General features: G+C 65.9%; 15 protein-coding genes and 4 tRNA genes. 11 read left to right on the top strand and 8 right to left on the bottom strand.

What is annotated here, in order from left to right; all coding sequences use genetic code 11:
• Position 1: 1 nt before the first annotated feature.
• The 4 genes from phoU to BN2156_RS28515 all read right to left on the bottom strand — a co-directional run bounded on the left by phoU (position 2) and on the right by BN2156_RS28515 (position 5522).
• The gene (phoU, locus tag BN2156_RS28530; protein WP_090518275.1) at positions 2-673 is read right to left on the bottom strand and encodes a phosphate signaling complex protein PhoU; all 672 of its coding nucleotides are present in this window, start codon (positions 671-673) and stop codon (positions 2-4) included.
• Between the two features lie 84 nt (positions 674-757).
• Entirely contained in the window at positions 758-3121 is a 2364-nt protein-coding gene (locus tag BN2156_RS28525) for an LCP family protein (RefSeq protein WP_235625530.1), read from the bottom strand.
• A gap of 236 nt (positions 3122-3357) precedes the next feature.
• Positions 3358-4491 (bottom strand): tRNA dihydrouridine synthase DusB, encoded by a 1134-nt coding sequence (gene dusB / locus BN2156_RS28520; protein WP_090518273.1) that lies wholly within the window; start codon positions 4489-4491, stop codon positions 3358-3360.
• A 29-nt stretch (positions 4492-4520) separates the two neighbouring features.
• Positions 4521-5522, bottom strand: a complete 1002-nt coding sequence (locus BN2156_RS28515) for an acyl-ACP desaturase (protein ID WP_090518272.1) — start codon at positions 5520-5522, stop codon at positions 4521-4523.
• A gap of 191 nt (positions 5523-5713) precedes the next feature.
• On the opposite strand from BN2156_RS28515, the gene BN2156_RS28510 reads away from it, so the two are divergent.
• The 3 genes from BN2156_RS28510 to BN2156_RS28500 all read left to right on the top strand — a co-directional run bounded on the left by BN2156_RS28510 (position 5714) and on the right by BN2156_RS28500 (position 7361).
• Positions 5714-6178, top strand: a complete 465-nt coding sequence (locus BN2156_RS28510) for a hypothetical protein (protein WP_162490992.1) — start codon at positions 5714-5716, stop codon at positions 6176-6178.
• A 136-nt stretch (positions 6179-6314) separates the two neighbouring features.
• Entirely contained in the window at positions 6315-6740 is a 426-nt protein-coding gene (locus tag BN2156_RS28505; RefSeq protein WP_090518627.1) for a hypothetical protein, read from the top strand.
• A gap of 180 nt (positions 6741-6920) precedes the next feature.
• Positions 6921-7361, top strand: a complete 441-nt coding sequence (locus tag BN2156_RS28500; RefSeq protein ID WP_090518270.1) for a hypothetical protein — start codon at positions 6921-6923, stop codon at positions 7359-7361.
• Positions 7362-7375: 14 nt separating this feature from the next.
• On the opposite strand, the gene BN2156_RS28495 is transcribed toward BN2156_RS28500, so the two are convergent.
• Entirely contained in the window at positions 7376-7960 is a 585-nt protein-coding gene (locus tag BN2156_RS28495; RefSeq protein ID WP_090518269.1) for a TetR/AcrR family transcriptional regulator, read from the bottom strand.
• An 81-nt stretch (positions 7961-8041) separates the two neighbouring features.
• Here BN2156_RS28495 and BN2156_RS28490 point away from each other — a divergent pair, with 81 nt between their 5' ends.
• On the top strand, positions 8042-9052 hold the full coding sequence (locus BN2156_RS28490) for an oxygenase MpaB family protein (RefSeq protein WP_090518268.1): 1011 nt from the start codon (positions 8042-8044) through the stop codon (positions 9050-9052).
• A 32-nt stretch (positions 9053-9084) separates the two neighbouring features.
• Here BN2156_RS28490 and BN2156_RS28485 read toward each other — a convergent pair whose 3' ends face one another.
• Together BN2156_RS28485 and BN2156_RS31565 are read right to left on the bottom strand one after the other, a co-directional pair.
• On the bottom strand, positions 9085-9435 hold the full coding sequence (locus BN2156_RS28485) for a DUF732 domain-containing protein (protein WP_090518626.1): 351 nt from the start codon (positions 9433-9435) through the stop codon (positions 9085-9087).
• A 79-nt stretch (positions 9436-9514) separates the two neighbouring features.
• A complete protein-coding gene (locus BN2156_RS31565) occupies positions 9515-10930 on the bottom strand; it encodes an MFS transporter (protein WP_090518267.1) in 1416 nt (471 codons plus the stop codon).
• Between the two features lie 25 nt (positions 10931-10955).
• On the opposite strand from BN2156_RS31565, the gene BN2156_RS28475 reads away from it, so the two are divergent.
• Both BN2156_RS28475 and BN2156_RS28470 read left to right on the top strand, forming a co-directional pair.
• The gene (locus tag BN2156_RS28475) at positions 10956-11474 is read left to right on the top strand and encodes a CGNR zinc finger domain-containing protein (RefSeq protein ID WP_235625529.1); all 519 of its coding nucleotides are present in this window, start codon (positions 10956-10958) and stop codon (positions 11472-11474) included.
• Between the two features lie 67 nt (positions 11475-11541).
• Positions 11542-11907, top strand: coding sequence for a group I truncated hemoglobin (locus BN2156_RS28470; RefSeq protein WP_090518266.1), 366 nt, complete (start codon positions 11542-11544; stop codon positions 11905-11907).
• 46 nt (positions 11908-11953) lie between these two features.
• On the opposite strand, the gene BN2156_RS28465 is transcribed toward BN2156_RS28470, so the two are convergent.
• Positions 11954-12029, bottom strand: a tRNA-Lys gene (locus BN2156_RS28465).
• 133 nt (positions 12030-12162) lie between these two features.
• On the opposite strand from BN2156_RS28465, the gene BN2156_RS28460 reads away from it, so the two are divergent.
• The 5 genes from BN2156_RS28460 (at position 12163) to BN2156_RS28440 (ending at position 16651) form a co-directional block, all read left to right on the top strand.
• Positions 12163-12235, top strand: a tRNA-Glu gene (locus BN2156_RS28460).
• Positions 12236-12271: 36 nt separating this feature from the next.
• A tRNA-Asp gene (locus BN2156_RS28455) sits at positions 12272-12348 on the top strand.
• A gap of 41 nt (positions 12349-12389) precedes the next feature.
• A tRNA-Phe gene (locus BN2156_RS28450) sits at positions 12390-12463 on the top strand.
• A 767-nt stretch (positions 12464-13230) separates the two neighbouring features.
• Positions 13231-15618: a polymorphic toxin-type HINT domain-containing protein gene (locus BN2156_RS30825; RefSeq protein ID WP_090518265.1), complete on the top strand. Its 2388-nt coding sequence runs from the start codon at positions 13231-13233 to the stop codon at positions 15616-15618.
• 121 nt (positions 15619-15739) lie between these two features.
• The gene (locus tag BN2156_RS28440; protein ID WP_090518264.1) at positions 15740-16651 is read left to right on the top strand and encodes a leucine-rich repeat domain-containing protein; all 912 of its coding nucleotides are present in this window, start codon (positions 15740-15742) and stop codon (positions 16649-16651) included.
• Positions 16652-16733 lie beyond the last annotated feature (82 nt).

The following is a 16733-nucleotide window of genomic DNA, read 5'->3' as shown; positions in this document are numbered from 1 at the left end:
GTCACTGCTTGGAGGAAACCGAATCCCCGTCCGCCGGGTAGGAGCCGGTGACCTGGAAGATCACCCGCCGCGCCACCTCGACGGCATGGTCGGCGAAACGCTCGTAGAAGCGGCTCAGCAACGTCACGTCGACGGCGGCGGTCACGCCGTGCTTCCACTCCCGGTCCATCAACACCGAGAACAGGTGGCGATGCAGGTCATCCATCGCATCGTCTTCCTCCTGGATCCGCGCGGCCTTCTCCGGATCCTGCGTGAGCAGCACCTCACGCGCGGCGTGCCCCAATTCGACCGCGACACGGCCCATCTCGGCGAAGTAGCCGTTGACCTCCTCCGGCAGCGCGTGCTGGGGGTGGCGACGGCGGGCGATCTTGGCCACGTGCAGTGCCAGGGCGCCCATCCGGTCCACATCGGCGACGATCTGGATGGAACCCACCACCGAGCGCAGATCACCGGCCACGGGCGCCTGCAACGCGAGCAAGACGAACGCAGACTCCTCGGCCTGAGTGCTCAGCGCGGTCATCTGGTCGTGATCGCTGATGACCTGCTCGGCCAGCGCGAGATCGGCCTGCAGGAGTGCCTGGGTGGCCAGCTCCATTGCGGTACCCGCCAGCTCGCACATCTGTCCGAGCTGGTCCGTCAGTGAATGCAACTGTTCATGGTATTGGGTACGCATGCTGCAAGATTAGGCGGTCAACCGCCTGGTCGTCACGATGCAACGATGAACGAACGGTGAATGCCGTCCGCTCGGATCGCCGGACTATTCGCAGGTCGTGTCGGCGGCGTTGGTGACGGTCAGATCCTCGGGAAGGTGCGTCGGGGTGGTGGAGCTTCCCTTCAGCACGTGCACCTGGACCTCGGACCCGCTCGGGGTCGGCGGGCTCACCGAATTGAAGTCGGAGCCAAGCACCACCTGCACGACGTCGCCCATGCCCGAGACGCGTTCGATGGTCGGGTTGGTGAACGAGCTGGCCACCGTCGCGGCCGCCTCCTCGTTACCGGGGGAGAAGAACACAGTGGTCGCCGGGAGCGTGCTCGGGTAGTCGTCCGGGGTGTTGACGTTGAAGCCGTGTTCCTGCAGCTCGGTGGCGGCGGTGGAGGCCAGGCCACTCTGGCCGGTCGAGTTCGACACCTGGACCGTGACCTGCTGGGGTTCGGTGGTGACGGCGTTGACCATCTCGCCGCTGTCGGTCGCCGCTGGTGCGGGCGCCGGCTCGGTCGACTGCGGCGTCTCCGACGGGGCCGCGGCCTGCACGGATGAGGTCGTCGATTCCGGCGTGCCGGGCACCGGGGTGTTGTCCGGGTTCTTCTCACCGGGTAGCGGGTCGTCGTTGATGATCGCGTCGAACAGGGCCCGCATGTCGTCGGTGCGCGGGACCTCGTTGCCGTATTCGTCGGCGTACCCGACGGTGGGCACCGTGACGAAGGTGATCCGGCCGGCGTTGACGCCCTGGACCGACTGGCCGAGATCGACCAGGTCCTTGGTCTTGATGTTGTCGACGAAGCTGTCGCTGATGAACATGTTGACGACGTTGTTCAGCTTGTTCAGCGAGAAGAAGGTGTCGCGAGAGATCAGGGTGCGCAGCAGCGAGGAGAGGAACAGCTGCTGGCGTTTGATGCGGCCGTAGTCCCCGTTGTACTCGGTGGTGACCTGGCGGGCCCGCACGTAATTGAGCGCGGTGTGGCCGTCGATCGTCTGACGTCCGGCGTTCGGCAGGACCGTGCCCAGCTCGTAGTCCTCGAGCGGGGTGGTGCTGCACACCTCGATGCCGCCGAGGGCGTCGACCATCTTCGAGAACCCGGCGAAGTCGACGGCCATGAACCGGTTGATGGACAGGCCGGACAGCTTCTGGATCACCTTCACCAGACACTTCGGGCCGCCGAAGGCGAAGGCGGAGTTCAGCTTGGTCTCGGTGTACACCTCGTCCGGACCGTAGGTTTCGGTCTCCTCGTCGTACAGCGGGCCGTACGTCGCGGTTTCGGCGTTCCACGGTTCGCACTTCATCGGCGTGATCGACAGGTCGCGCGGGAAAGATACGGCGACGACGCGTTCCCGGTTGGCCGGGATGTTCACCAGCATGATGGTGTCGGAGCGGGCGCCGCCGGCGTCCTCGGTGCCGCCGGCACCCATGCCGCCGTTCTCGCCGAACCGGCTGTCGGTACCGATGATCAGGAAGTTCTCATCGCCGAACTGGGCGTTGGGATCCAGGATGTCGCGCGAATTCAGGTCGAGCGCGGCGACCTTGTTGAGACTGTTGTTCTTCGAGGACTGCCACTGCCAGGCGCCACCGGTCAGTACCAGGGTCAGCACCGCGAGCATCGCGGCCGCGGCGCGGCCGGCGAGAATCACCCGGCGGTTCAGCGGCGGCCGTACTGCCTCCATGACGGTGGTCTCGTCGGGGTCGTGCTCGTCCGGCGGGGTCGGGCGCACCCGCCACGCCGGACGGTCCTGGGGAGCGTCGTAGTCGTAGACCGCCACGGCCGGCAGTACGTCGGTGTCGGTGTTCTCGGTCTCGATCTCGCGGTGATCCAGCGAGTCCTCGAACGGTTTCTCGACGAACGGCTCTTCGAACGGCTCCGGGAATTCCTCTGCGTCGAGCGCATCCTGCGGTTCATCGGCCTCTGGGTCGATCCGCACGGCTTCGATCACATCGGTCGGATCGGGCACCGGCGGGCGAACGTAGGCCGGTGCGTACGCGGGCTCGGGTTCAGGCTCCGGTTCCGGTTCGGGTTCGGGTTCCCAGTCGTAAATCGGCTCCGGTTCGGGTTCAGGTTCGGGTTCCCACTCGTAAACGGGCTCCGGCTCAGGTTCAGGCTCGGGTTCTGTTTCTGCCTCGGGCTCCAGCTGATCGAGCTCATCGGGCTCGTCGGGCTCCAGCCGGTGACGCCTCGGGGTGAACCCGGTCCCGGCGACCTTGGCGATCAGATCGGCGACAGTTACCCCGTCGGCATGACTGCCGGTGGGCTCATCGGCGGGCGAATCATCGGGTAGTGACGCATCCTGGCGTTCCCACGGCGCGGCGCCTGGCAAAGGCTGCCGGGATCGGGTAATCCATTGGTTGTCCGACGAATCCTCCGGCGAGCGGTGCCGACGGCCGGGAGTGGCGTTATCACCGTCACTCATGTCCTTACCGGCCTCCGACTCTTCGAACTCGCGCGTGCGCGTCGGTGCGCATCTATCCGCAGTGTGGTCTGGGTGCTGCTGAGGTTTTTCTCCTCATCTCTTCTAGCAGCACTGTGCCGGACTGGCTACTTGAGCCCGCCGCGGCAAGGTTTTCATCGTACTGAGACACCCTGAGACTGAGCTAGACCCAACCCGGTGACAGAGCCGTCTCGATGTCATCTCGGTCCGACTGCAGGTCAGCCTCCGGAATTCATCACATCGGCCCCGACCGGCACCGCGCAGTCGTCGGGATCGTCGAGCCATCCTTCGGGCAGGGACACCGAGGCGGCCGAGCCCTGCCGGCCCCGTGGGCCGGTGGCCGCGGGCGGGAACGGGGCGTCGCCGTCGAGCTGGCCGAGCAGGTCGTCGAGTTCGGCCCGGGTCTTGACCAGGGCCAGCCCGCGCCGCAGGTCGGCGCCTGCGGGGAAGCCATGCAGGTACCAGGCCACGTGCTTGCGGATGTCGCGCATGCCCTTGTCCTCGCCGAAGTGCTCGCTGAGCAACTCGCCGTGGCGGCGGACAATGTCGGCCACCTCGCCCAGGTTCGGCGGGGTGGCGGCCGGGCGTCCGGTGAAGGCCGCCGAGAGCTCGGCGAACAGCCATGGGCGGCCCAGGCAACCGCGGCCGATCACCACGCCGTCACAGCCGGTGGCGGCCATCATGGCCAGTGCGTCGTCGGCCTCGAAGATGTCGCCGTTGCCGAGCACCGGAATGCTCGTGACATGGGCCTTCAGCGCGGCGATCTGGTCCCAGTCGGCGGTGCCGGAATAGCGCTGCGCGGCGGTGCGCGCATGCAGCGCGACGGCTGCCGCGCCCTCCTGTTCGGCGATCCGTCCGGCGTCAAGGTGAGTGTGGTGGGCGTCGTCGATGCCGATCCGGAACTTCACCGTCACCGGAATGTCGGTGCCTTCGACCCCGCGCACCGCGGCGGCCACGATCTGGCCGAACAGGCGCCGCTTGTAGGGCAGCGCCGATCCGCCGCCACGCTTGGTGACCTTGGGTACCGGGCAACCGAAGTTCATGTCGATGTGGTCGGCCATGCCCTCGTCGGCGATCATCTTGGCCGCGCGGTACGTCGTTTCCGGGTCCACGGTGTAGAGCTGCAACGACCGCGGCGACTCGTCGGGCGCGAAGGTCGTCATGTGCATGGTCACCGGATGGCGCTCGACCAGGGCGCGCGCGGTGACCATCTCGCACACGTACAGCCCGCTGACCGTCCCGGCGCGGGCGATCTCGAGCTCGCGGCACAGTGTGCGGAACGCCACATTGGTCACCCCGGCCATGGGGGCCAGGACGACGGGACTGGGCAACGCGAACGGCCCGATCCGCAGTTGGGATCGGGCCGATTCGACAGGGGTGCTTACGAGGACGATGACGACACCAGCAGGTTCTTCATGGCCTTCTTCTCGGCCACCTTGCGCTCGCGCTCCAGGCGACGCTCCTTGGCGACCTCGAACTTGTCGCAGGCGTCCTCGAGCTCTTCGACGATGCGGCCGAGGTCGTCGCGCAGACGTGCGCCCTCGCCGGTGAAGTCCTCACGCTCGAAGATGCGCCACTTGCGCAGGACGGGCATCACCACGTCGTCCAGGTGGATACGCGGGTCGTAGACGCCGCCCACGGCGATGACGACGGCCTTACGGCGGAAATCGGGCACGGTGTATCCGGGCATCTTGAAGTTGTCCAGCACGCGGTGCAGCGAGGCCATGCCCTGGTTGGGGGCGATGTCCAGGCCGGCCGCCGAGACGTCCCGGTAGAAGATCATGTGCAGGTTCTCGTCGGCGGAGATGCGCTGCAGCAGCTGATCGGCGATCGGGTCGTCGCAGGCCTTGCCGGTGTTGCGGTGGCTCACGCGGGTGGCGAGCTCCTGGAACGACACGTACATCACCGAGTCGAACAGGCTCTCGGCAAACAGGTCGCCCTGCTGGTTCTGGCCGGGAGAGAAGCCGCGGGTGACCTGCTCGACGCGCAGCTCTTCCAGCTCGACGGGATCGACGGCGCGGGTCACGACGAGGTAGTCACGCAGGGCGATGCCGTGGCGGTTCTCCTCGGCGGTCCAGCGGTTGACCCAGTTGCCCCAGGCGCCGTCCATGCCCATGTTCATCGCGATCTCGCGGTGATACGAGGGCAGGTTGTCCTCGGTGAGCAGGTTCTGCACCATCGCGGTCTTGGCGACCTCGGACAGTTTCGACTGCTCGGGATCCCAATCCTGGCCGCCGAGTGCGTAGTAGTTCTTGCCGTCCGACCAGGGGATGAAGTCGTGCGGGTTCCAGTCCTTGCGCATCCGCATGTGCCGATTGATGCTCGTCTCAACGACAGGCTCGAGTTCGTGCAGGAGCTGCAGGTCGGTGTATTCCTGCGACATATGCCCTCACCCTCTCGCGTCCGTGGCGACGCTAGTTATCTGTACCTGTTGGTTGCAGTCAATATATCTGTGTAAACCAGTGACATCAAGTTGCCCCGCCGGGACTTTCATGAGCCCTGCGTCACGCCCGCGGCGACTGTAGGATCCGCGGGAACATCTGTCGGATACCCACGTTCGGAGGTTGGGCACACGTGAAGAAGCTTGTCGTTGGTGCCGGAGCTGCTGCAGTTACCACCGGAGCGGCGTTGTCCCTGCTGTTCGGTGCCGGTGTCGCGGCCGCCGCGCCTGACGTCGTCGGCCAAACGTACTCGGACGCCGCGAGCGCGATCGAGGATAGCGGCGCCAGCGCCAAGGTGGCGGTCACGGTGGGCGGCAAGCTGTCCCAGGATGAGTGCATCGTCACCAACGCGTGGGACGCCCCGTTCGTGCGTGACAGCGGCGGCTCTTTCGGACATGCCGACAGCGAGGTCATGGTCGCGTTGAACTGCGACGGTGACCACGCGACCGCCAATCACCCGGGTGCCTCGGTCGCCAGCCCGGCCGGCCGGCAGGCCAAGGCCGCCGCCGACGAGGCCGAGGCCGAGGCTCAGGCCGAGGCGGAGGCCGCAGCTGCCGAGCAAGAGCAGCTCGAACAGGTCAGCACGCCCGACGAGTAGGGCGCATCTTCGGTCAGCTCGACGACACGTAGCGTTCACATATAGTTCCCTTCTGCGCCACCGCTTTTCGTTCACCGCTCGGTAATCTCGCGGACTGATGTTGCAGTCCGAGATGACCGTGAGGGGTCGAACGCTCATGAAGAAACTCGCGATGTTCGGGGCCGGGGTGGCGGCTTTCGCTGCCGTCGGCCTGTCGGGAGCCGGCGTGGCGGCTGCCGCCCCTGATGTCGTCGGGGAGACATACGGAGACGCCTCTTCGGCGATCGAGGACGAGGGTGGTACCGCCAAGGTCGCGGTGACCGTGGGTGGCAAGTTGTCGCAGGATGACTGTGTGGTGACCCACGCCTGGGACGCCCCGTTCGTGCGCGACGCCGGCGACGAGTACACCCATGCCGAGGATGAGGTGATGCTCTCCCTCAACTGCGACGGCGGGTATGCCTCGGCCACTCATCCGGGTGCGTCGGTCGCCAGCCCGGCAGGACGCGAGGCAAAGAAGGCCGCTGACGAGGCCGCCGCGGCCGAGGAGGAAGAGCTCGCCGAGGCCAGTACGCCCGACGAGTAGCCATCAAGCCGGGCTTAATTGCTCGATGTGAGCCTCCTGTCCGCTTAAAATTGACGTCAGCTCCCAAAGAGTTTTTCGCGGCACCTGCCGCGGAACGAGGGGCTGCTGACGAGCGCGGGCGACAAACGCTGGCACCCCACCTCTCCGGGAGAGATCACCGGACGGGGAAGGTCGGGCCAGATGAAGATCGCGATCGGGTTCGGAAGTGTCATCGGTGCGTCGGCGGCGGGGTTCGCCTTCGCGGTTGTGGGGGCCGGGACCGCCGGCGCTGCGCCGGATGTCGTGGGGCAGACATACAGCGATGCCGTCACCGCAATCGAGGACGGTGGCGGCACCGCGCATGTGGCGGTGACCGTGGGTAGCCGGTTGCCGCGCGATGAGTGCATCGTCACCAACGCCTGGACTGTCCGGCAACTGGTGCCGCAGACCTCCGACACCTACTACGAGTACAGAGAAGACGTGACCCAGGTGGCGCTCAACTGCGACGGCGACCACGCCACCGAAGAACATCCGGGTGCGTCGGTGGCCAGCCCGGCCGGCCGCGAGGCCAAGCAGGCGGCCGACGAGGCGGCCCAGGCCGAGCAGGAGGGGATCGCCGAGGCCAGCACCCCTGACGAATAGGTGCCGGAGACTGTTCAGAAACTGCCGACCCGCCCGAGCAGCATGTCGACGCAGTAGTCGATGAACTGTTCGCGGCTGGCCGGCAGCCTGTCGTCGAGATAGGCGGTGAACAACGCCGTCAGGGCCCCGATCAGGCTGGTGGCCACCATGGCCTGACGCACCGGGTCGGCGATGCGGGTGAGTTTGCGTTGCAACAGGCCGATGAAGTCGGGCATCCACTCCGCGCCTGAGCGCGTCAGCACCGGTTCGGATTCGGGGGCCAGCAGCAGCACGCGGCCGCGGGTCGGGTCGTCGACCATGAGCGCGACGAATCGCTCCACCGCGTCGCGAGGGGTGACGGCGGTGGTCAGCGCCGCCATCGCCCGCGCGCACACGTCGTCGTAGACCGCCCGGACGAAGGCGTCCCGGTCGCTGAAGCTCTCATAGAAGTACCGCTCGGTGAGTTCGGCCGCGCGGCACACCGCGCGCACGGTCAGGGCCGGGCCGTCGGCTTTGCCCAGCAATGTGACGCCTGCGGCGATCAGATCGTCGCGGCGACGGGCCGTGCGTTCCGGTAGCGGAACCCCCGACCATCGGCCGCGTCGTTGACCGGATGGCACATCTACTCCTAAGCTCTCGTGACAACATATGTAGTCACTTTTTGAAACAGGACCATCGTCTTGCCGGCAGAAAGCGCACCTGTGACACAAGATACTTCTGAGACATGCCCCGTGACCAGCGGATCCGCTCCGGTGGCGGCAGGTTGTCCGGTGGGGCCGGGCGGGTACGACGCACCGCCGATCCCGCTCGGGCCGGAATCGCTGACCTGGAAGTACTTCGGCGATTGGCGGGGCATGCTCCAGGGGCCGTGGGCCGGATCGATGCAGAACATGCACCCGCAGCTCGGAGCGGCCGTGATGGAGCACTCGATCTTCTTCCAGGAGCGTTGGCCCCGGCTGTTGCGCTCGCTGTACCCCATCGGTGGCGTGGTGTTCGACGGAGACCGCGCGCCACAGACCGGCGCCGAGGTGCGCGACTACCACGTCGACATCAAAGGGATCGATGCTCAGGGGCGCCGCTACCACGCGTTGAATCCCGAGGTCTTCTACTGGGCGCACTCGACATTCTTCGTCGGCACGATCATCGTGGCGGAACGGCTCGCGGGCGGGATCTCCGAAGCTGACAAGCGCCAGCTGTTCGAGGAGCACAAGCAGTGGTACTCGATGTACGGGATGAGCATGCGGCCCGTGCCGGAAACCTGGGAGGACTTCCAGGTCTATTGGGAACACATGTGCCGCAACGTGTTAGAGAACAACCAGGCGGCCCGCGACGTGCTGGACCTCAGCGAGCTGCCGAAGCCGCCGTTCGCGGCGAAGATGCCCGACTGGATGTGGGCGGTGCAGCGCAAGTATCTGGTGCACCCGATGTTCGTCTGGTTCACCGTCGGCCTCTACCACCCGGCAGTGCGAGAGCTGATGGGATACACCTGGTCCGAGCGCGACGAGAGGATTCATCGATTGCTGGGCAAGGTGATCGGCAAGGTGTTCAAACTGGTGCCGGTCCGGCGGCGCATGCATCCACGGGCCCGCAGCGCATGGGACCGGGCCAAGGGACGGATCCCGGCCGACGCTCCCTTGGTGCACACGCCGGCGCGCAATCTGCCGCCGATCGAGCACCGCGACAACGGGATGCACTACTGCCCCAAGGTTTAGCGCCTGGCGTCAGAGCCCTCGCTCGTAGGGCCTCAGCGGCCGACGAGCGGGGCGTTCTGCGGGCAGTAGACCTTGACCGCACCCCGCACCAGGTTCGCCGCCTGATGCTTGTCGATGCCCGCCTGATTCATCAGCTGGCTGATGACTCCCCGCACCGTGCGCGCGGGCTCGATCCTGCCTTTCGTGAGCGCGTCACAGACGCCGCGGCCGACCGTGCCGGCCTCTTCGGCGGAGGTGGTGGGAATTTTCAGATCGTTGACGATGGCGAAGAACTGGTCGTCCTGGGCGTCCGCGTGTGCCGGCGAGACCCCGAATGACGCCGTCAGCGCGACAACGCCGACCGCGGTCGCGAAGACTCGAGTTTTCACGCCCCGGGAGAACATCGGTGACTCCTTCATTCGGCTGCCGACCCGTGGCCATCAACGATAAAGGGGCGCTCCCGACGGCGCGCGGGCACGTGGCTTATTCGTATGACGGCGATTCATGTGACTTCGGCGGAGCGGAGCAGGGCGATGCTGAGCGTTCCGCCGCAGAGTGCGACGCCCCCGGCGGTGACGAGAGCCGCGACCAGGCCGGATGTGGAAATGTCCGCCCCGGGGTGGGGTGGCTGGGCGAGGGTGCCGCACAACGCGATCCCGATGGGGCGTGGGACTCGCAAGCCAAGACCGCGGTGTCATCGCGGTCGCTGAACGTGGCGATGGCCCCGACCGCGGGCAGCACAGGCGACACGATGCCCGCGCCGATGCCGGTGATCGCCAGCGCGGCGATCAGCGTCGTCCACTCCGGACGAGCTGCCAGGGCGGCACCGGACAGGCATGCCAGACCGGTGAGGACCGTGCCCCCGCCCAGGACCCAGCTGCGCGGCGCATCGTGCAGCCGGGCACTGAACAGCAGCGTTACCGCGATGAACGCCACGAGTTGGATGGTCAGGACGAGGGCGGCCTGCAACGGGCGCATGGCCTCGGTGGTCTGCAACCACCGGGACAACACCGGCAGCGCCGCGAATGCGGCGAAGTAGTAGGAGAACCCGGCGATGAGCACGGCGGTGAATCCTCGAGTGGCAAACAGGCCGGCGGGCAGCACTGGATGCGCAGCGCGGCGCTGGCTCGGAACGAACGCCGCCGCCGAACCGAGCCCCACCAGGACGCCCGAGATGGTGCCGACCGATGCCCACCCGTGTTCTCCGGCGTTGATCATCGCGAAGGTGACTCCGGTCATCGCCGTGGTGATGAGCAATGTGCCCGCCAAATCGATCGGCCCGCCTCTGTGGGATTCGCGGGGGAGTGAGATGAATCCGGCGACCAAGGCGATGAGGCACACCGGCAGCGCCCCGACGAACAGCCAGCGCCAGCCCACGAACTCGATGACCGCTCCGCCGGCGATGGTGCCCACGGTGCTACCGGCGCCCGCGCAGGCACCCCACACCGCGAACGACACCGCGCGGGCGCGACCGGCATAGCACTGCGTCAACAGCGGCACGGCAGTGGCGAAGAGCGCTGCCCCACCGACTCCCTGGGCGGCACGGGCCCCGACCAGCAAGGCGCCCGAACCGGCGAGGGCGCAGGCCACCGAGGCCGCGGCCAATGCTGCGAGTCCGATCAGGAACAGCCGCCGGTGACCCAGTCGGTCCCCGAGGGTTCCCATGGCCAGCACCAGGGCGGCGAGCACGAGCGTGTAGACATCGATGATCCATTGCGCGACAGCGAAACCGGCACCGAGATCGTCGGCGATTCCCGCCACACTGACGGTCACGACGGTGGTGTAGGCCAGCAGCAGGAACGTCGCCGCGCAGCACGCCAGCAGCGGACGCCAATCGGTTCGTGGGCTGATGGCCGCGACAGGCTGAGCGGAGTCTGACAGCTGGGGTATGGACGTCACGGTGCCAGGCTGATGTAATGCGCTTGTGCGTGTAAACCCTTACGTCGAGCCGCTGCTGCAGAACGTGACCGACTTGCTCAACCGGCCTGTAACCACCGCCGCCGACCTGGAAGATCGGTGGACCTCACGGGGTATGCCCGCGCAAAGTCCGGCCACCGGCGAGGATCTGGAACAACTGCGAAAGTTCCTGCGCCAGTGGGCGGCTGTCGTCGATGCGCCAACCGAGCACGAAAGGGTTCGGCTGCTCAACCAGATGCTGTCCCGGCACACGGCCAAACCGTCGATCACCGACCACGACGGTAGTGGCTGGCATCTGCACTACCGCGACCCCGACGCCGGGTTCACCGCCACTCTGGCCGGTGCGACCAGCGCCGCCGCCGCGCAGTACCTCACCGACCGGGGCATGCACAGGATTCGCCGGTGCGCGTTGGCCGAATGTGCCAACGCCTTCGTCGATTTCAGCCGGCCCGGGACCCAGAGATACTGCACCCACAACTGCGCCAACCGCGACGCCGTCCGGCGGCACCGCGCCAAAACGCTGTGAGTGCGTTGTAGCGGAGCGGCTACGCCGGGGTAATTGCGGGGCAACCGTGTGCCTCGATGCTGAGGCCATGACGACCATCTATGACCAGATCGGTGGGGCCGAGGCACTCGAGACCGTCGTGGACGACTTCTACCGGCGGGTGCTGGCCGACGAGCAGCTGTCCGCCTTCTTCGCGGGAACCAACATGGCCCGGCTCAAGGGTAGGCAGGTGGAATTCTTCGCCGCCGCGTTGGGCGGACCCGTCGCGTACAGCGGTGCACCCATGCGGCAGGTCCATCAGGGCCGCGGCATCACCATGCACCATTTCAACCTCGTGGCCGGCCACCTGGGCGACAGCCTGGCCGAGGCGGGAGTGCCCGAGATCCTCGTTGGTCAGATAATCGCCGCGATCGCGCCGCTGGCCGACGAGATTGCGACCGCGCGGAGCGCGTAGACGGGGCAGTGCATAACCGCACCTGACCCGCCTTGCGGCGGGTGTCTGGTGCCCCCAGTAGGGCTCGAACCTACGACCTGCGGATTAAAAGTCCGTAGCTCTACCAACTGAGCTATAGGGGCGCGAGAAGACAGGGTACAAGATGGGAGAAATTAGTGTTGCGACCACCGGGTTTGAAGATTTGGGCATCCGTACCCTAAGCTATCGAAGCTCCCAACGGACACGTTGTGAACACCCCGGAGAGATTCGGATTAGGCCCCCATCGTCTAGTGGCCTAGGACGCCGCCCTTTCACGGCGGTAGCACGGGTTCGAATCCCGTTGGGGGTACGCAACGCGGCAACGCGGAGCAACGCAGGAAAGCAAGGCCCTGTGGCGCAGTTGGTTAGCGCGCCGCCCTGTCACGGCGGAGGTCGCGGGTTCGAGTCCCGTCAGGGTCGCCATCACGGCGAGGCAGTTCGGTTTGCAAGAGCCGGTGCCTTCCGGCCAGGTAGCTCAGTTGGTACGAGCGTCCGCCTGAAAAGCGGAAGGTCGCCGGTTCGATCCCGGCCCTGGCCACTGAGAGAACCCACTGGCGACGGTGGGTTTTTCTGTATCTGGATCTGTGTCATCCCACCTCGCGTCTGCTCAGTCACTTCGCTGTTCTTTTTCCTCCCGGTCGTGATCGAGCCGATCATGGCCGCCGCGTCGGCGAGAGCATCGTTCGTACTGTGCGCGTAGGTGCGCAAGGTGAAGCCGGGATCCTTGTTTCACTGGGCGGAAACGGGATTCGGAGCATCGGTCGCGTTCGAGCGTGTACGCGCCGGTGTTGTCGTCGAAGCGTGCGACGTCGTTCGGCGCCGCGGTGGTGAGGAATTAGTGCCGCCGAAGACACCCTGAGTTCCCAGCTGGGCGCCGCGCAACAGACCCGCTGGGAATCGCCCCGGAAGGCCGAGATTGGCTCCGGCCGGGCGGTGGCGATCGACTCCCCGCTGGGGCCGGACCGCCAGTGCGCATCAATGTGAGCAACATCAAACCGACGCCGTGAGCAACTATCTGAGGATTGGCTCGGGGGCCAAAGACTGGTAGCTGACGGAGGGCGGATAGATATTTGCTAGGAGGGAAGAGGATGCGGAGATCGACCGACGTTTGTGCTTTATTACTCGAGGTAGTTGACGTTTGTTGATCGCGTTGCTTACAGTCCGTGCCATCGGATAACACGTAGCTGGCTACCGTTGCGTGTTCGTTGCTGATCGGGGGATCGAATGCATGGACACCGACGCCGCAGACTGGGCGCAGGAAACTTCCTGCACGAGCATCAGCAAATCATATGGTTGAGGTGGCCGGTGCGCTGGCTGGCGGTGCTGTGCGCGGTGGCGGTCACCGTCGGCGGCCTGCACCTGATCGCACCGGCACCGTCGCGGCAGGCCGATCAGGTGATGCGGACGGTGTCAGCGGCGCAGGGGTTCGCCGAGGCCGCGGTCGGCGCGTTCACCGAATCGGCGGTCGGCTCGGATCTGAAAGTGTCGCCCGAGCGGCGCCGCGCGGGTTTACCTGATCAGCCGGTGGCCGGCCTGACCTCGCAGACAGCGGCCGGTCCGGTGCAGATCGTGCTGCCGGGTGGTTTGGGAGCTGCCGAGCACACTCCGGGTGGACAGGTCGTGTATCCGAATGCCGGTGCCGGCTTCGACATGTTGGCTGAGAACACCGCCACCGGCATCCGCACGGTGGCCCGGATCGGTGATCCGGCCGGGCCGCGGATGGTGACCACCTTCGTGCGGACTCCGGCCGACACCGTGATGTTGGCCCACACCAACGGCTATCTGACCATCAATCGGGCGACCCCAGCCGCCGAAACGATCGGCATGTTCTCTCCGGCCGAAACCCGCGACGCCACCGGGAAACTCGTCCCGAGTTCGTATGTGGTCAAGCAGCTGGCCCCGCAGCTGTATGTGTTGGCCGAGGTCATCGACCCCCGCCCCGACACCATGTGGCCGGTCTATGTCGATCCGCCGCTGCACCTGGGTGGTGCCGGCGGCGCACCGCTGCCCCAAGGATTCCTTGACTCGTTTACCGATACCGTCAGCTCACTGGCTGACACCGGGATGTCGATGGCCAAGACCGCCGCCTCGGCCACCGTCTCGGGGGCGAAAGCCGTGGGCGGGTTCGTCAAGGAGAACCCGCTGGAATCGGCCATGCTGGTGGGCGGTGTCGCGTTGGCGGTGACCGGTGTCGGTGGCCCGGCAGGTGCGGCCATGATCGCCTCGGCCACCGTCAACATCTCCAGTGCCGCCGTGGACATCGCCGCGGCCGCACTGCCCGACAACCAAGCCCTCGGTATCGCCTCGGACGTGCTGGGCGCCGCATCGATGGTCACCCCGCAGGGCGCGGCCAAAAAGGTCGTCAAGGAAGGCGCCGAGCTGGCCGTCGAACAACTGGCCAAGCACGCCGACGATGTCGTGGACGTCGCCAAGACCGCACCCACCCCACCCGCCCAGTTGGCCGATCAAGTAGCAGCTGCCGGCACCGCGAAACCGCCAGTGACACCAGGGGTTTCGCCAAAATCGCCCAATGCCCCGCCCGCGGCCAAGCCCGCTGAGATCCCGTGTGCGGGGCAGTCGTTCACCCCGGACACGCAGGTACTGCTCGCCGATGGGACCAGTCGATCCATCAGCCAACTCGGCGTCGGTGACCTGGTGTGGTCCACCGACCCCTTCTCGGGTCGGTCCGGACCGCAGACTGTGCAGGCGGTGCTGGTCAACCACGACACCGACCTGCTCGACCTGGCCATCACCAACACTGCCGGTGTTTCTGCGGTCATCAACACCACCAGCGGCCACCCGTTCTACAGCCCCACCCGCCTCCACAACACGGCCAGTGCTCTCGCGGCCACCACGACACCCACCCAGGCGTATGGGCCCGGCTGGACCGATGCCCAAGACCTCCAGCCCGGCGACGCCCTCTACACACCCAACGGTGTTGTCGCACAGGTCGAGATGACCACCCCGGTGGCCGGTGACGCTGACATGTGGGACCTCACCATCGAGACCACCCACACCTTCTACGTCACCACCCCAGCCGCCCCAGTCCTGGTCCACAACTGCCCAGCCGGCCCCGACCTTCCGGTTCCCGACGCCGCTAAGCCAAAACCCGATACCACCGGCAAGGACATCGCGCCGAAAACCAAGGACCAGGTCACCGCCGACCGGGTATCCAAGAGCCCCGACGGTAACCTGCGCTGCGAAAATCCGCACTGCGCCCAACGGGTCTACCGCCAGGAAGGCAAGACAGTACGGGGAGACAAGATTCCGCCGAACCGTGCTCAGTTCGACCACGACACCCAACCGAAATCGCAGGGCGGCACCGGCGGTAGGAACGGTGAAGACACCAAGATTCTCTGTGCTCGATGCAACGGCCCCGCCGGCAAGAGCGACAAATCGCCCGAAGAATGGGCAGCCGTCCAAGAAGATGTCGGCCGAGACTCGAGAAGGATAATTCAGCAGTACGTCCGACAGCACGGTGAGCCGCCGGACGGTGTGATCCACTCACCCAATCTTCGTCCGCAAGCCGCAGCACGTAACGACCGAGCCCAAGAGACGGCGTCGGCCACCGGCAAATCCCGTGACAGTGGAAAAAAGAAGGACGGCAAGAAAAAGGCTGACAAGAAAAAGAAGAAAGACAAAAAGAAGAAGAAAAACAAAAAAAGCAAAAAGCACCATAACAAACCGAAGTAGCGCGCAATCGGTGGCGTAACGCCCGATACAAGCGAGTCGTGAGGCCTCGGGGTTATCTTGGCCCCAGGCCCGCCGACGCTACGAGGACGGACCACGAGTGCATCAGTCGAAGGGAGCCCGGGTGGGCAACGAGCATCGTCCAGACAGCACGGAAAGCTACCGCGACGTCTCCTCGCCGCTCACGGCTGAGATGCTGGCGCCATTGTCGCCGGAGTCGCCAGGGGTTGCGATCGATGAGCCCCTCACCGACGACGACTTCCGCACAGTCGCCGAATTCATCACTGATTATCCCGACAAAAAAGTCTATGTGTCACAGCTTGAAACGCCAGAGTGGAGTTCCCGCTCATTCGTTGAGCGCCCGATCACCGATCTGGAGTTTCTGCGGTTCTTCCCGAGCCTGCAGCGATTCGCCTGCAATCTGTTCTATCTGAAATCCCTTGACGGACTGCAACACCTGAAGGCCTGCACATGGCTGCAGATCTTCAAAAGCCCGGCACGGCTATCAGCCGCGCCGATCGGGGAACTCGCCGGGCTCGACTATCTGATGCTCGACGGCCAAGTCCGCGACCTCGACACCCTCAAAACGCTGCCTAACCTGACCACCTTGAGCCTGGGATACGCCCGCAAACTCCCCGGCCTCGACTTCCTACCGGCCGGCTTGCGCACCTTCTACATGAACCGCGGCAGCATCACCGACATCAGCGCCCTGGCCGACACCCAGGTGGAGAAACTGTCGTTCTTCAAAGTTGGAGCATTGTCCGACCTCAGCCCCGTCTCCCAAGTCACCAGCCTGCGCCACCTACACCTCTACCACCTACGCGAGGTCACCAACCTCCCCGACATGAGCGCGCTGACCGACCTAACCGACCTCATCATCGACGACCTCAAAAACCTGTCCGACACCCGTCCCGTGCTCACCGCACCCAACCTGACCAACCTCTCCGTCACCAACCTGCCCAGCATCGACCCCCAAGCCTGGGAACAAACCTGGAAAACGTGGATTCAACAAGGCCGCCCACCGTTCTGGGATTAACCCGCCCAGACATAGGAGGCGCAGCTCGCGCACGTTGCGGCTGAAGACCTTCCTTCTCTCTGGCGCCGGCGAGAGACCTCGG

This window comes from Mycolicibacterium neworleansense, from assembly GCF_001245615.1.
GTDB classification, from domain to species: Bacteria; Actinomycetota; Actinomycetes; order Mycobacteriales; family Mycobacteriaceae; genus Mycobacterium; species Mycobacterium neworleansense.
Note: the sequence above shows the minus strand (reverse complement) of the source record. Positions and strands in the feature narration are given on the sequence as shown.